14 protein-coding genes are annotated in these 14,523 nt (G+C 72.9%); 9 read left to right on the forward strand and 5 right to left on the reverse strand.

What is annotated here, in order from left to right; genetic code table 11:
• Complete coding sequence (locus ACFT4A_RS10935) at positions 1-414, reverse strand: RidA family protein (RefSeq protein ID WP_382827983.1); 414 nt, start codon at positions 412-414, stop codon at positions 1-3.
• Positions 415-562: 148 nt separating this feature from the next.
• Between ACFT4A_RS10935 and ACFT4A_RS10940 the strand changes: the two genes are divergently transcribed.
• From ACFT4A_RS10940 to ACFT4A_RS10965, 6 genes are all read left to right on the forward strand, one after another.
• Positions 563-1,339 carry a nucleotidyltransferase domain-containing protein gene (locus tag ACFT4A_RS10940; RefSeq protein ID WP_382827984.1) on the forward strand — a complete coding sequence of 259 codons (777 nt, stop codon included), beginning with the start codon at positions 563-565 and terminating at the stop codon, positions 1,337-1,339.
• Between the two features lie 155 nt (positions 1,340-1,494).
• Positions 1,495-3,393, forward strand: coding sequence for an FUSC family protein (locus ACFT4A_RS10945; RefSeq protein ID WP_382827986.1), 1,899 nt, complete (start codon positions 1,495-1,497; stop codon positions 3,391-3,393).
• Positions 3,394-3,416: 23 nt separating this feature from the next.
• Positions 3,417-4,781 carry an amidohydrolase gene (locus ACFT4A_RS10950; protein WP_382827989.1) on the forward strand — a complete coding sequence of 455 codons (1,365 nt, stop codon included), beginning with the start codon at positions 3,417-3,419 and terminating at the stop codon, positions 4,779-4,781.
• 18 nt (positions 4,782-4,799) lie between these two features.
• Complete coding sequence (locus ACFT4A_RS10955) at positions 4,800-5,981, forward strand: cytochrome P450 (protein WP_382827991.1); 1,182 nt, start codon at positions 4,800-4,802, stop codon at positions 5,979-5,981.
• 79 nt (positions 5,982-6,060) lie between these two features.
• Positions 6,061-6,750, forward strand: a complete 690-nt coding sequence (locus tag ACFT4A_RS10960; RefSeq protein ID WP_382827993.1) for a DUF899 domain-containing protein — start codon at positions 6,061-6,063, stop codon at positions 6,748-6,750.
• Between the two features lie 155 nt (positions 6,751-6,905).
• On the forward strand, positions 6,906-7,088 hold the full coding sequence (locus tag ACFT4A_RS10965; protein WP_189728827.1) for a hypothetical protein: 183 nt from the start codon (positions 6,906-6,908) through the stop codon (positions 7,086-7,088).
• Positions 7,089-7,112: 24 nt separating this feature from the next.
• On the opposite strand, the gene ACFT4A_RS10970 is transcribed toward ACFT4A_RS10965, so the two are convergent.
• From ACFT4A_RS10970 to ACFT4A_RS10980, 3 genes are all read right to left on the reverse strand, one after another.
• Positions 7,113-9,104: an ABC transporter ATP-binding protein gene (locus tag ACFT4A_RS10970; protein WP_382827996.1), complete on the reverse strand. Its 1,992-nt coding sequence runs from the start codon at positions 9,102-9,104 to the stop codon at positions 7,113-7,115.
• A 576-nt stretch (positions 9,105-9,680) separates the two neighbouring features.
• Positions 9,681-10,115, reverse strand: coding sequence for a hypothetical protein (locus ACFT4A_RS10975; RefSeq protein ID WP_382827998.1), 435 nt, complete (start codon positions 10,113-10,115; stop codon positions 9,681-9,683).
• On the reverse strand, positions 10,112-10,771 hold the full coding sequence (locus ACFT4A_RS10980) for an ATP-binding protein (protein WP_382828000.1): 660 nt from the start codon (positions 10,769-10,771) through the stop codon (positions 10,112-10,114). Before ACFT4A_RS10980 ends, ACFT4A_RS10975 begins: the two co-directional genes overlap by 4 nt.
• A 245-nt stretch (positions 10,772-11,016) precedes the next feature.
• Here ACFT4A_RS10980 and ACFT4A_RS10985 point away from each other — a divergent pair, with 245 nt between their 5' ends.
• From ACFT4A_RS10985 to ACFT4A_RS10995, 3 genes are all read left to right on the forward strand, one after another.
• Positions 11,017-11,877, forward strand: a complete 861-nt coding sequence (locus ACFT4A_RS10985; protein WP_382828002.1) for a helix-turn-helix transcriptional regulator — start codon at positions 11,017-11,019, stop codon at positions 11,875-11,877.
• A complete protein-coding gene (locus tag ACFT4A_RS10990; RefSeq protein WP_184596785.1) occupies positions 11,878-12,132 on the forward strand; it encodes a DUF397 domain-containing protein in 255 nt (84 codons plus the stop codon).
• Between the two features lie 107 nt (positions 12,133-12,239).
• Positions 12,240-13,052: an SAM-dependent methyltransferase gene (locus ACFT4A_RS10995; RefSeq protein ID WP_382828004.1), complete on the forward strand. Its 813-nt coding sequence runs from the start codon at positions 12,240-12,242 to the stop codon at positions 13,050-13,052.
• Between the two features lie 19 nt (positions 13,053-13,071).
• Here ACFT4A_RS10995 and ACFT4A_RS11000 read toward each other — a convergent pair whose 3' ends face one another.
• Positions 13,072-14,484, reverse strand: coding sequence for a PLP-dependent aminotransferase family protein (locus tag ACFT4A_RS11000; protein ID WP_382828007.1), 1,413 nt, complete (start codon positions 14,482-14,484; stop codon positions 13,072-13,074).
• Positions 14,485-14,523: the final 39 nt, after the last annotated feature.

Below are 14,523 nucleotides of genomic sequence, written 5' to 3' on the forward strand. Positions count from 1 at the left end.
TCAGGTCGGCGCCCCGTCGGGCACCACGGCTGTCGCCGTAATCTCCACCAGCTGCCCCGTGTACCCGAGGCACGCCACGCCGATCAGCGTCGACGCGTGCGGACCGGCGCTGAGCCCGGACGCCTCGACGACCTCCCAGACGGCGGACAGCGCGGTCGGTTCACCGCTCACGACGTACACGTCGGTCGAAACGACGTGCGACAGGTCGCTGCCGACGGCGTGCAGTTGCTCCCGCAGATTGGCGATCACCTGCTCGGCCTGCCGTACGGGATCTCCGGGCCCGACGAGATTGCCGTCGGCGTCGAGCGGGACGGACCCGGCGAGGAACGCCAGCCGTGCGCCGGCTTCGACGACGGAGGCGTGGGAGTAGGTGGGCGGCGGGAAGAGGCTCGGGACGGTGACTCGGCGGATCACACGGGCTCCGATCAGGGGCGGTGACTGGGCAGCTGTTCGACCGATCATGCGGGGCCCGGCGCGTGGCCGCACCCGTATTTCGGTTCACGCGATCAGGCCGGTCCCTCTACGCTGCTCGAACCCCTCACCCGCCCCAGGAGCCAGCCCCGTGCCCACCCTCCCGGACCAGGCCTTCCTCGACGTCACCGCCGACCGTCTCGCCGCCCTCCCCGCCGTCGAGGCCGTCACCCTCGGCGGCTCACGGGCCCAGGGCACCGAACGCCCCGACAGCGACTGGGACCTGGCGGTCTACTACCGCGGCGCCTTCGACCCGGCCGATCTCCGCGCGGTCGGCTGGGAGGGCGAGGTGTCCGCGATCGGCGCGTGGGGTGGCGGTGTCTTCAACGGAGGCGCCTGGCTGACGATCGACGGCAGGCGCGTGGACGTCCACTACCGCGATCTGGACGTCGTCGAGCACGAGCGGGCGGAGGCCGAGGCGGGCCGCTTCCGCGTCGAGCCGCTGATGTTCCACCTGGCGGGCATCCCGACGTATCTGCTCGTCGCCGAACTCGCGATCAACAAGGTGCTGCGAGGCGACCTGCCCCGCCCCGGCACCTACCCGCCGGCCCTGCGCGAGACCGCCCCGGCCCACTGGCACGGCATGGCCACCGCCACCCTCGCCTACGCCACGGCGGGCCACGCCCCGAAGGGCGCGGTCACCCAGACCGCGGGCGCGATCGCCCTCGCCGCGACACAGACGGCGCATGCGGTGCTGGCGGCGCGCGGGGAGTGGGTCACCAACGAGAAGGGGCTCGTCGCACGGGCCGGGCTGGGCGCAGCGGATGCACTGGTCACGCGTATGACGGCGGGACCTGACCCACTGGCCCGGGTGGTCAGCGACGCGGAGGCACTCTTCGCACGGGCCGTGGAGCGGGCCCGCTCCTGACGATTGCGTTCATAAAGAACCCGGCTCTCCCGCACTCCGTCACGTTCCGGAAACCTTTCCTCCAGGAACCACGCTTACCGTGGACACCCACACCCCGCCCCGGCCACCGTCGCCCGAAGGCCCACCCCTGCCCTCGACGAGACGACAGGAGCCCTGTGTCCCGGTCCCGCCGTATTTCCCTCGTGCTGCCGCCCTGGCTCGCGCACGCCCTCCGCGCTCAGCGGGGGCCGGTGCCCTGGAGCGCGGTGACGCGGGGGGCCCTGTCCGCCGGGCCGTTGCTGCTGGTGGCCGTGGAGACGGGGCGTACGTCGCTCGGTGTCGTCGCCGCCATCGCCGCCATGCTCGCCGGGATCAACGACCGGCCCGGGAGCCGGCGGGTCTCGGTCAAGCGGCTCGGGGTGCCCGCGCTGGGCGGTGCCCTGGGGCTGGTGATCGGGACGTATGCCGGGGACGAGACCGGCGCGGTCGTGCTGACCGTGGTCCTCACGGTCGTCGGGCTCGTCGCCGGCGGGATGAGCGCCGTGGGGCCCGTCGCCTCCGCCTCCGGGACGCAGTTGCTCGTCGGCGCGGCGATCGGCGCGGGGATGCCCCTGCCCGAGGCCGGGTGGGAGCGCGCGCTCGCCTTCCTCGCCGGGGCCGGCTGGCTGCTCGCGCTCCGGCTCGCGCTGCCCACGCCCGGCTCCCTCGCCGGTGACTTCCGCTTCGACGGGGAGCGGGCGGCCGTGGCCGGTGTGTACGACGCGGTCGCCGCGCTCCTCGACGCCGTCGGCGGGCCGGACGCCATCCGCCGCCGTGCCGCGCTCACCGCCGCCCTCGACCACGCCCAGGACGCGCTCGCCGGGCCCCGGCTGCGGCGGTACGCCTCCTCCTCCACCGAGCGACGGCTGCACGCGCAGTACGCCGCCGCGCTGCCCCTCGCCGAGGCCGCCACCGCGCTGGCCTGGGCCGAGGAGCCTGTTTCCGAACGGGCTTCCGAAGGCCCCCGGCGGCTCGCCGCGGCCGTACGCGACAACACGCACACCGGGCCGCTGCCCGCCCCCTCCCGCTCGGTGCCCGCCCTGCGCGCCCTCGACGACGCCCTGCTCCAGGCCGCCGAGGTGTTCGACCAGGGCGGGGGCGGCGATCTGCACACCCGGCCCCGTACCGCCAAGGACCGGCTGTGCGCCGCCTTCGGTACCGCCGGACGCGAGTACGGACTGCGCGTCGCCCTCTGCTTCGGTGCCAGTTCCGCGGTCGCCCAGGCCCTGCACCGGAGCCAGTGGTACGGGGAGCACGAGCACTGGTACTGGCTGCCCGCCACCGCCGTCTTCCTCGTCAAGCCCGACCTGGGGCCGCTGGCCTCACGGGTGCTGAACCGGGCCGCCGGGACCGTCCTCGGCGCACTCCTCTTCGCCGGGCTCGCTGTCGTCCTGCCCCGGCCGGAAGGGCTCATCGCGCTCGTCGCGCTCAGCGGGGCGCTGATACCCGTCGCCACCCGGCACTTCGCCGCCCAGACCGCCGTCGTCACCGTTCTCGTCCTCGCCCTGGTCATGGTCGGCGGCGAGGCACAGGCCTCCGCGGGCCGGATCGGCGAAACGCTGCTGGCCTGCGCGATCGTGCTGATCGTCGGGCACCTGCCGATGCCCGGCCGGCGCGGCGGGGGAGTGCACGCCCGGCTGGCGGCGGCGAGCCGGGCCGCGTACGCCTATCTCACCCACGTCCTCGACGAGGCCGACGCCCCGCGCATCGGCGGCTCCGGCACCCCCTCCGACCACCGTGCCACCCGCTGGACCCTGCGCCGTGAGGCCTACCGCACCCTCGCCGAGGCCCGCACGGCCATCTCCCTGTCCGCGCACGAACTGCCCGCCCTCGCCCGGCACACCGAGGGCGCGGACGAGGTGGCCGACCTCCTCGAACGCCTCGTCGACACCACCACCGCCTGCGCCGTGCACCTCGACGACACGGGCCGGATCGGCCCCCGCCACACCGAACGCCTCGCCGCGGTCCTCGACGAACTCACCGGACCCGGCGAACGAGTGGGCCTCCGACTGCCCCGGACACCCCTCGCCGGATAGCGCCCGCGGCGTACGTTGTCGTGATGACGCCTTCTGCCGCGGACCGTCCCGCCGACCTCGTCATCAGCGCGTGCACCGTCCTCGTGCACGACGATCAAGAGCGGATCGGCTTCGAGGAGGACGCCGCGATCGTCGTACGGAACGGGATCGTCGAGGCCGTCACGAGCACCTCCGCGGTCGCGGACCTGGCCGCCGCCGAGCGCCTCGACGCCCGTGGCCAGGTCGCCCTGCCCGGCCTGATCAACTGCCACACGCACGCGCCGATGGTCGCCCTGCGCGGCATCGCCGAGGACCTGCCCATCGAGGAGTGGTTCAACGACGTCGTCTGGCCCGTCGAGTCCAACCTGACGGCGAGGGACGTCGAGCTGGGCGCGCGGCTCGCCTGCGCCGAGATGATCCGTTCCGGCGTCACCTGCTTCGCCGACCACTACTTCGCCATGGACGCGGTCGCCGCGGTGGTCGCCGAGTGCGGCATGCGGGCGCTGCTGGGCGAGGCCTACTTCTCCTCGCAGGGCCCCGAGGGCCGGGAGCGGTCACTGGAGTTCGCGCTGCGGCACCGCGGCTCGGCGGACGGCCGTATCACCACCGCGCTCGCACCCCACGCCCCCTACACGGTCGACGACGCCGACCTCGCCGCCACCGCCGAGCTCGCCCGCGCGCACGGCCTGCCCGTGCACCTCCACGCCGCGGAGAACCGCGACCAGACGGACACCAGCCTCGCCCGGCACGGCGTCACCCCGATCGAGGTCCTGGCCCGCACCGGCATCCTCGACACGGACGTGCTCATCGCCCACGGCACCGGCATCACCGACCGCGACCTGCCGGTCCTGGAGCGGGCGGGCGGTCGTACGGCCGTCGCCACCGCGCCCCGCGGCTACCTCAAGTTCGCCTGGCCCGACACCACACCGGTCCGCGCCCTGCGCGACATCGGCGTCGACGTCGGACTCGCCACCGACGGCGCCGCCTCCAACAACTCCCTCGACGTGTGGGAGTCCATGGCCCTCACCTCGCTGGTCCAGAAGTCGGCCGAGGGCGACCCCCGCCGGCTGACCTCCCGCCAGGCCCTGCACCACGCCACCCTGCAGAGCGCCCGGGCCGTGGGGCTGGGGGACAGCGTCGGCAGCATCGCGCCCGGCCGGAGGGCGGACATCGTCCTGGTCGACCTCACCGGCCCGCACACCCGCCCCGTCCACGACCTCGCCGCCACCCTCGTGCACAGCGCCCGCTCGGCCGACGTCCGCACCACGATCGTCGACGGACGGATCCTGATGCGTGACCGGGAGCTGCTGACGATCGATGTGCCCGCGGTGGCAGAGGAGTTGGAGGCCCGCCTGCCCGCGCTCGTGGACCGCGGTCACGGCCGGCGCATCCAGGAGTACGACACCTGATTTTCTAGGCTGGCCCGCATGGATCCCGCCCACGGCCTTCTCGAAGACCCCCACGGCGTGTACCGGCGCCTGCGCGAGAGCGCGCCGGTACACCGGACCGCCGGCCCCGACGGCAGCCCCGCCTGGCTGGTGACCAGGTACGAGGACGTCCGCGCGGCCCTCGCCGACCCCCGGCTCTCCCTGGACAAGGCGAATGCGCGGGAGGGGAGCTACCGGGGACTCTCCCTGCCGCCGGCCCTGGACGCCAACCTCCTCAACATGGACCCGCCCGACCACACCCGCATCCGCCGCCTGGTCGCACGGGCCTTCACCACACGCCGCGTCGAACACCTCCGCGCCCCCATACGCAGGACCGCCGACCGCCTCCTCGACGCGCTCGGCCCGCACGGCACCGCCGACCTGATCGCCGCCTACGCCGCGCCCCTGCCGATCACCGTCATCTGCGCTCTCCTCGGCGTCCCCGACGACCACCGCCGGGACTTCCGCGCCTGGACCGACGCGCTCGTCGCCCCCGATCCGGCCCGCCCGGCCGCCGCCAAGGAGGCGGTCGTGGCGATGCTCGGATTCTTCACCGACCTGATCGCGGCCAAGCGCGCGGAGCCCGCCGACGACCTGCTCTCCGACCTGATCGCGGTCCGCGACGAGGGCGACCGGCTCACCGAGGACGAGCTGATGTCCCTGGCCTTCCTCATCCTCTTCGCCGGGTACGAGAACACCGTCCAGCTCATCGGCAACGCCGTGCTGGGCCTTCTGGAACACCCCGAGCAGCTCGCCGCCCTGCGCACCGACCCGGCACGCATCCCGGCGGCCGTCGAGGAGTTCGCCCGCCACGAGGGGCCCGTCCTGCTCGCCATCCGGCGCTTCCCGACCGAGGACATGACGATCGGGGGCGTCACCGTGCCCGCCGGCGAGACCGTCCTGCTGTCCCTGGCCGCCGCCAACCGCGACCCGGCCCGTTTCCCCGATCCCGACCGGCTCGACCTCGGCCGGGACACCTCGGGGCATCTCGCCCTCGGCCACGGCATCCACCACTGCCTGGGCGCGCCGCTGGCCCGCGCCGAGACCGAAATCGCCCTGGCCGCGCTGCTGGAGCGGTTCCCGGACCTCGCCCTCGCGACCGACGCCCCGCGGTGGCGGCCCTCCCTGCGCGCCCGGGGTCTGGTCGCGCTGCCGGTGACGTACGCGGAAAAAACTTCGTGAGCCGACGATGAGTTCCGCCCCTCCCACCGGTCACCACCCAGGACGGACCGTTGCCGCAGGAGGGGTACAGGAGGGGTTCATGTCGTTTCCGGAGATCGTCTCGCGCGACCGGTGGAGGGCAGCGCGCGCGGAACTGCTGGCCAAGGAGAAGGCCGCCACCCGCGCGCGGGACGCGCTGGCCGCCGAGCGGCGCGGACTGCCCATGGTGGAGGTCGACGAGGAGTACGTGTTCGAGGGCGGGGACGGCAAAGCCACCCTGCTCGACCTGTTCGAGGGGCGGCACCAGCTCGTCGTCTACCACTTCATGTTCGCGCCCGAGTGGGACGCCGGCTGCCGCAGCTGCTCGGCGTTCCTGGATCAAATAGGGCATCTCGCCCATCTCAAGGCCCGTGGCACGTCGTTCACGGCCGTCTCCCGGGCGCCCTTCCCGAGACTCCTGCCCTTCAAGGCCCGGATGGGCTGGACGGTGCCCTGGTACTCGTCGCACGGGAGCGACTTCAATCGCGACTTCGAGGTGACGCTCGAACAAGAGGGAGAGCTCGTCGAGCGGCCCGGCCTCAGCTGCTTCCTGCGGGATCGCGACCGGGTCTTCCACACCTACTCGACGTACGAGCGCGGCCTCGACGGCCTCGGCTCGACCACCAGCCTGCTGGATCTCACCACGCTGGGCAGGCAGGAGGCGTGGGAGGAGCCCAAGGGGCGCTCGTCGACTCTTGGGGCGCCTGCGGGAAGCGAGCGCATCCGCTATCACGACGAGTACGACGACTGACACGCAAAGTGAACACATCCGCCAAGAGGCTGAGAGCTTGGTCACACTTGGCGGTGAACGAGTGTCAACTACGTCTCAGAACCGTCACTTCGCGAGCCGTTCACCCCATGGTTGGCGTTTAACTCTACGAGTACAGCGCGACATGGAGGTGCAGGGTGAACGGGCGAACGGTGCTCGAGCGCTTTCCCGCCGGTGGGCCGCGTGGGTCCTGGCCGGCGGAGGAGTTCGCGCAGGCGCGGCGTCTGGAGGGCCTGCCTGCCGAGGTTGTCATGGACCTCGCGACGGACATGTTCCTGGTGATCGTGCGCAGCGGGGACAGCGCCGACGCCACGGCCTGACCGACGGCCCGGGGAAGACGCGGCTCAGCCCGCCTTCGGGGCCGGCACCTTCGCGACCGGCACGATCGGCGGGGCCTCCGTGGGTGGCGTGATCGTCGTGGGCGGCTTGGTGAACTGCTCCGCCTGGAGCGCGTACAGCTCGGCGTAGAGCCCGCCGGTGGCCAGCAGCTCGTCCGGCGTCCCGGACTCCACGAGCCGGCCCTGATCCAGGACGTGCACCAGATCGGCATGGCGTACGGACGCCAGCCGGTGCGTGATCAGTACGACCGTCTGGCCACTGTCGGCCAGGGCGCGGATCCGCTCGAAGACCTCCAGCTCGGCCCGGGCGTCCAGGGCCGCCGTCGGCTCGTCCACGATCAGGATGCGGCCCCTGCGGTAGGCAGCCCGGGCGATGCCCAGCCGCTGCCACTGGCCGCCCGACAGCTCGTGACCGCCGCTGAAGTTGCGGGCGAGCAGCGTGTCGAGGCCGCGCGGCAGGTCCGCGACCACCGTCTCCGCTCCGGCCTCGGCGATCGACGCGGCCAGCCGCTCCTCGGACACGGGCGCCGACGTACGCCCCAGGGCGACGTTCACCCGGGCCGTGAACGGCCACCGCTTGAAGTCCTGCGCCACCATCGCGATCCGCTCGGCCAGCAGATGCCGGTCGGCGGTCGCCGCGTCCACGCCGTCCCACAGGATCCGCCCCCGCTCCGGGGTGTACAGCCCGGCGAGCAGCTTCACCAGGGTCGTCTTGCCGGAGCCGTTCTCGCCGACCAGCGCCACGATCCGGCCCAGCGGGAGGGCGAGCGTCACATCGTCGAGAGCGGGGCGGGCCGAATCGCCCGGGTAGCGGAACGTGACGTTCTCGAAGCGGATCTCGCGCGGGTCCTCCGGCAGGGCCAGGCCGCCCGCCGGGATCGCACGCTGCGCCGCCTCCGTGTACAGCCGCTGCAGGTCGCCGACGAAGAGCGCCTCCTCATGCAGCGCGTTGACCTCCACCACGAGCGTGTCGAGGCTCTGCGAGCCGGTCCGGATCGCGATCACGGCCGTACCCGCCACCGACAGGGCCATCGAACCCGCCAGCAGCAGTCCGCCGAGCGTCGCGTACGTCGCCACCGTCGCCAGGCCCGTCCACGCCGCCGCGATCAGGCCGGTGCGGGCGGCGAGCCCGGCCAGGCGGGCCTGCTCGGCCTCGGCCGTCTCCGACATCGCGCGGAAGTGCCGCAGCAGGAACGCGCCCACGCCGTGCACCCGGATCTCGGGGGCCGCCTCGGGCTCGATCAGCAGGTTGCCCAGCAGTCGGCCCGCGCGGGCGTGCTGCACCCAGGCATGGAAGGACTCGTAGCGCCGCCGGGCCACGGTCAGCGCGCTCCAGGCGCTCGGCAGCGTCATCGTCACCAGCAGCGGCAGCAGGGCCGGATGCAGCACGGTCAGTACGCCGGCCGCCGCGACCAGGGAGATCATCGCGTTGATCACACGCGTCCCGTACATGATCATGCGGCGGGCGGAGGCGGCGCCGTACTGCGCGGTGTCCAGCAGTTTGTGGAAGGCGTGGTCCTCGATCGCGGCCAGTTCCACGGTCGCGGCCCGCTCCAGATACCGCTCGGTCGCCACCCGCTCCACCTTGGGCTCGAGACGGCCGGTCGCGTAGGTGCTCGCGGCTCGCAGCAGTGCCGCGAGCAGCATCACGAGGGCCACCGTGACCAGCGCGGGAACGGCTCCGCGCAGCCGGTCGTCGATCGGCCCGCCGCCCATCAGCCGGGCCAGCACGCTGTTGACGGCGAGCAGGCTCACCGCCTGTGCAGCGCCCCGGCCCGCCTCGCAGGCCAGCACGATCCGCGCGGCGCTCCGGTCGGCCTGCCGGGCGAGCCGGAGGCTGGACGCCAGCAGGGACGGCAACCGGGTGATCATCGCGCGGAAGTTCAGTTCCAGGAACGCGTCGGCGTGCTGGTTCCAGCCCATGTCGTAGCGCAGCGGCCCGCCGAAGAGCAGCCGCTCCGACTCGGACACATCCGGCGCGGTCCGCTTCTTCCCCACCGTCGACCGACCTCCCGGCTCAGGCCCCGCACGTGAACGAACGGCCACTATCGCGGCGGCGGAGCCCGCCCGGGCAGGGCGCAGCCCGGGGCGCCGGATGCGCGCGGGCGCACGACCGGACCGGGGGAGGTGTGGGGCGGCGTGGGGTCGTGGGGGTGGTGCGGATGCCTCGACCGGGATGTGTCCGGCGGGTCCTGCGCGCCGGAGGGGCATGCAGGGCTGGGCGTGTGTGTCGGCCGGGTTGTGCTTGATGGGTGCCGCGCGCCGTTCGGGTCGAGCCGGGGCGGGCTCGGCCGGCTCTGAGTGCCGGCCGGCCTGTGTTCGAGAGGCCTGGTCCTGTGCGTCGGTAGGGCCGTGCTTGATGGGGGCTGCGCGGCGACCGGGTGGGGCTTGATGGGGGCTGCGCGGCGGCCGGGTGGGGCTTGATGGGGGCTGCGCGGCGGCCGGGTGGGGCTTGATGGGGGCTGCGCGGCGACCGGGTGGCGCTTGATGGGTGCCGCGCGTCGGGCCCGGCCGTGCTTGACGAGTGTCGTGTGCTGAGTGAGCGGTGCTCGACCGAGCCCTGCTCGACGGGCCCTACGCGCTGACCGGCCGGGACCAGGCCGGTGCCGTTCCGGTCACGCGGCACAGGGCCAGGTACAGCGGTATCGGCGGGGTGTACGGGAGCTTGCCGTCCGGGCGGTGGATCAGTGCGGGGAGCTCCGGGGCGTCCGGGACGACCGCGCCGGTGGCGTAGCGAGCGGGAGTCGGCCACTCCAGGGCGTGGTCGGAGTCGGCCGGCACCAGCCACCACCAGTGGTTCCCGTCGGCGTAGACGCAGCCCGCGCGGGGCAGCCGGGGCATGACCAGCCGGCCGAGACGGGCGGGAACCGCTACCGCGTCGCAGCCGAGCGGCGCGGTCATGCCGTCGGGCACGGGCAGGCGCAGGGCCGGACCGGGCGTACGCAGCCCGCGCCGGAGGCGGGCCAGTGTGTCCAGGTTCAGTACGCGGCCACCCTGCGCCGAGGTCATGCCGCCCCCTGCTCTCGGCGTCGCCGCTGCGCGGGGACCTCCGGCGCGCTCCGCGTGTGACGCGCCTGGTGGGCTCCGTCCCCGTCGCCCGAGTCGTCGGACGGACCCGGTTTCGGGCGGGCGCCCCAACCCAGGTCGCTCCGGGGCTCCGACGGGTCGCCCGGTGTGTCCGCCGTGCGCGGCAGCTCGGCCCAGACCAGCAGCCCGAGGTCGTGCTCATGGGCACCCCAGGCCTCGCAGAGGGCGTCGACGAGAAGCAGTCCCCTCCCGTGCTCCTCCTCGGGCCGCGTCCGGCCGGCCGCGTGCGGCTGGCCAGGGGCGCAGCCTTCGTCACGCACCGCTATCCGCACCAGGTCGTCGCCATCGTGCAGCTCGCACACTATGTGCGTGCTCGCCGTGTGCACGATGGCGTTGGTGACCAGCTCGGATACCACCAGGGCCGCGCTGTCGCACGTGTCCTCGCACACCGACCAGCCGGCCAGCCGGGCCCGCGTCAGGCGTCTGGCCTGTGCGGGGGAACCCGGATGTGCGGCCAGCTCGAAACGGAACCGGCGCTCGGCAGCGGCCCCGGCGGGGCCGACTCCGGCGGTACCGAGGCCAAGAGGGCCTGCGGCGGCGTCTGTTCCTAAGGGCGCGGACGGAATCACGCTTGCCACTATCGCCCCGCCGTGAACACTTGGCAAGTGTCACTCTGAAAATTGCAGAGTGCGCTGTGACGGTCCGGAAGGCCGTGGCACACTGCATCGCAACAGCACTTCGCGCGGCGCCAGTTGAGATCGTCGAAGATTCGTTCGAAGCATCAGTTCGGATCAACTCTTCGAAAGGGTCTTCGCATGGCGCCGCCGGGCTGTCAGCGTTCTTTTCGTGGCCGGCTCGTCAGAACTCTTCGTGGAGGTGGAGCGTGAGCGAACCGCGGTCCGCGCCGACGGTCGGTCAGGTCGTCCTCGGCCGACGCCTGTTGGATCTGCGGGAGCGCGTCGGGATGAAGCGCGAGGAGGCCGCCCGCATCCTCCGCGTCGCCCCCGCCACGGTCCGTCGTATGGAGATGGCCGAGGTCGCGCTCAAGATCCCGTATATGCAACTCCTTCTGAAGGCTTACGGAATCTCCGACGAGGAGGCCGACGCCTTCGTCCAGCTGGCCGAGGACGCGAACAAGCCCGGTTGGTGGCAGCGTTTCCACGACATCCTGCCCGGCTGGTTCTCGATGTACGTGAGCCTGGAGGGCGCGGCCGGCGTCATCCGCAGCTATGAACCCCATTTCGTCCCCGGCCTGTTGCAGACCGAGGACTACGCGCGCGGAGTGCTCCGCTCCGGCGCCATCGGCCAGACCCGGCCCGACGACATCGAACGCCATGTCGCCCTGCGCATGCAGCGCCAGGACCTGCTCACCCGCGAGGACGCGCCCCGGCTGTGGGTCGTGATGGAAGAGACCGCGCTGCGGCGCCCGGTCGGCGGCCCGGAGGTGATGCGTGCCCAGATCGACAGACTGCTCGAGGCCACGAAGCTGCCCAACGTGACACTCCAGGTCGCCCCGTTCGCCAACGGGCCGCACCCGGGCACGTACGGGCCGTTCGTGCTGTTCCGATTCGCCATGCCCGAACTGCCGGACATGGTCTACAGCGAGTACCTGACCGGCGCCGTCTATCTCGACGCGCGCGCCGAGGTGGCGACCCACCTCGAGGTCATGGACCGCATGGCGGCGCAGGCCGCTACGGCACATCGCACGAAGGAGATCCTCCGGGATCTCCGCAAGGAGCTGTGAATGGATCGCATCAAGCCGCGCAAACAGGTCTACAACGGCATGCCCGCGCGTGACTTGGGCAGCGAAGGCTGGCACAAACCGTGGAGCGGCGGCAACGGAGGGAACTGCCTGGAGGCGATGAAGCTCGCCGACGGCCGGATCGCCGTCCGCCAGTCCACCGACCCCGACGGTCCGGCGCTGATCTACACCACCGACGAGATGACGGCCTTCATCGAGGGGGCCAAGGCGGGGAAGGCGGACTTCCTGCTGTCCTGACGTGATGGCCTTGACGTGATCGCCTTTGCTGACGCTCGACTTCCTGATGCTGAACTTGATGACGCTGGTGCTGAATTGACCACCCTTTGCGCCTTACGGAGTGCCTCATGACCGGGCAGGACCCCACCACGGCCGTCCAGATCGACACGACCAGACCCCATCCCGCGCGGATGTACGACTGGTACCTCGGCGGCAAGGACAACTACCCGGTCGACGAGGAGATGGGCCGGCAGATGCTCACCCTCGATCCGAGGGTGCCGGTGATGGCGCGCGTCAACCGCGCCTTCATGCACCGGGCCACGCGCTGGCTCGCCCAGAACGGCGTACGGCAGTTCCTGGACATCGGCACCGGCATACCGACCGAGCCCAACCTCCACCAGGTCGCCCAGGAGATCGCCCCCGACGCCCGGGTCGTCTACTGCGACAACGACCCCATCGTCCTGGCCCACGCGGCGGCCCTGCTGCGCGGCACGGACGAGGGCGCCACCGAGTACCTCCAGGCCGACGTGCGCGACCCGGACGCCATCCTGGAGGGCGCGCGCAAGGTTCTGGACTTCACCCGGCCCGTCGCGCTGTCGCTCATCGCGCTGCTGCACTTCGTCTCCGACGAGGACGGCGGGCACGACCTGGTCGGCCGGCTGCTCGCCGAGCTGCCCTCCGGCAGCTACCTGGTGATCACCCACGCCACGGCCGACTTCACCCCGGAGGAGTCCAGGGCGGCGACCGAGAAGCTCCGCGCCGCCGGAGTCACCCTGGCCCTGCGCTCCCGCGCGGAGTTCACCCGCTTCTTCGACGGCCTCGACCTCGTCGAACCCGGTGTCGAGGTGCCTCACCACTGGCACCCCGAGCTGGGCGAGCCCGTGCCCGGGCAGGACGACGGGGTGATTCCGGGATACGGGGCGGTGGCGCGCAAGCCCTGAGGGGCTTGCGACGGGCCGGTCACGGCGGCGGCAGCGCACCGCACAGCGCCTCCACGGCCGGCCCGTAGGCATGCTCGGAGGGAGTCGCGTATCCCACGACGAGGCCGTCGCTCACCGCCATGTCCGTCTCCGGGTGCCGGAACGCGCCGAGGCCGTCGAGGGCGATGCCCTGCCAGGCGGCGGCCTTGACCGCGGACGCCTCGGTGCCGGGCGGCAGCCGCAGCACCGCGTGCAGCCCGGCCGCGACGCCCGTGACCTCGATCTGCGGCGCGTGCTCGGCGAGCGCCGCGACGAGCCGGTCCCGGCGGCTCCGGTACCGCTGCCGCATCCGCCGTACATGACGGTCGTACGACCCGGAGACGACGAAGTCGGCGAGGCTCAACTGGTCGAGGACGCTCACCCATGCCTCGCGCTCGCCCTTCACGGCGAGTACGTCCTCGACATACCGCTCCGGGAGCACCATCCAGCCCAGCCGCACCGCCGGTGACAGGCTCTTGCTGACCGAGCCGATGTGGATCACGCGCTCCGGGTCGAGCCCCTGGACGGCGCCGACCGGTCGGCGGTCGTAACGGAACTCCCCGTCGTAGTCGTCCTCCAGAACCAGCCCGCCACGCGCGCGTGCCCAGTCGATCACGGCAGCCCGGCGCGCGGGGTGCAGCGGCCCGCCGGTCGGGAACTGGTGCGCCGGCGTGAGCAGCACGGCCCGCTCGCGCCCCAACCGGTCGACCCGGGCGCCGTGTTCGTCGAGGGGGAGCGGCACGGTGCGCACCCCGGCGGCCGCGAGGACCTCCCGGTGGAATCCGAGCCCGTACGCCTCCACCGCCAGCGGCCCGCGCAGGACACCGCCTCCGAACAGCAGCCGCAGCGCGTGCCCGAAGCCGGAGCAGATCACGATCCGGCCGGGCTCGGTCCGCACCCCACGCGCGCGGGCCAGGTACTCCGTGAGCGCCTCCCGCAGTTCGGCCCGGCCGGCGGGGTCGCCCGGGCCGAACACCTCGTTGGGCGCCTGCTGGAGCGCCCTCCGGTAGGAGGCCAGCCAGGCCGCGCGCGGGAACGCCGAGACGTCCGGCGTGCCCTGCAGCAGGTTGTGCCGGGGGCCGCGCGCGCGTGGAGGTGCCTTCTTGGGCACGCGAGCGGCGGGACGCAGCGGCTCGGCACGCTCGGCGACCCGGGTGCCCGAGCCTTGACGAGCGGTGAGCCAGCCCTCCGCGACGAGTTCCGCGTAGGCGTCGGCCACCGTGTTGCGGGCGACACCGAGGTCTGCCGCGAGCGAGCGGTACGGCGGCAGCCGCGTGCCCGGAGCGAGCCGCCCGTCGCGCACGGCCTCGCGCAGCGCCCGGATCAGCGCCGTGCGCCGACCGCCCGGCCCGGACAGCTCCAGATGCAGGTCGGACCCGATCCGCTCCGCGGAATTGGCCCACGAATTCGCCATGGAAATGTACCCTACAGCTGGTCTTTGCGGCTCGTAGGT

It is taken from the genome of Streptomyces sp. NPDC057099, assembly GCF_042671245.1.
Lineage (GTDB): Bacteria > Actinomycetota > Actinomycetes > Streptomycetales > Streptomycetaceae > Streptomyces > Streptomyces purpurascens.

What these genes read in the sequence shown, in the direction of transcription:
- ACFT4A_RS10995 (WP_382828004.1), top strand. Translation starts at nt 12,240, where the DNA reads ATGACCGGGCAGGACCCCACCACGGCCGTCCAGATCGACACGACCAGA.
- ACFT4A_RS11000 (WP_382828007.1), bottom strand. Translation starts at nt 14,484, where the DNA reads ATGGCGAATTCGTGGGCCAATTCCGCGGAGCGGATCGGGTCCGACCTG.
- ACFT4A_RS10990 (WP_184596785.1), top strand. Translation starts at nt 11,878, where the DNA reads ATGGATCGCATCAAGCCGCGCAAACAGGTCTACAACGGCATGCCCGCG.
- ACFT4A_RS10975 (WP_382827998.1), bottom strand. Translation starts at nt 10,115, where the DNA reads ATGACCTCGGCGCAGGGTGGCCGCGTACTGAACCTGGACACACTGGCC.
- ACFT4A_RS10950 (WP_382827989.1), top strand. Translation starts at nt 3,417, where the DNA reads ATGACGCCTTCTGCCGCGGACCGTCCCGCCGACCTCGTCATCAGCGCG.
- ACFT4A_RS10960 (WP_382827993.1), top strand. Translation starts at nt 6,061, where the DNA reads ATGTCGTTTCCGGAGATCGTCTCGCGCGACCGGTGGAGGGCAGCGCGC.
- ACFT4A_RS10955 (WP_382827991.1), top strand. Translation starts at nt 4,800, where the DNA reads ATGGATCCCGCCCACGGCCTTCTCGAAGACCCCCACGGCGTGTACCGG.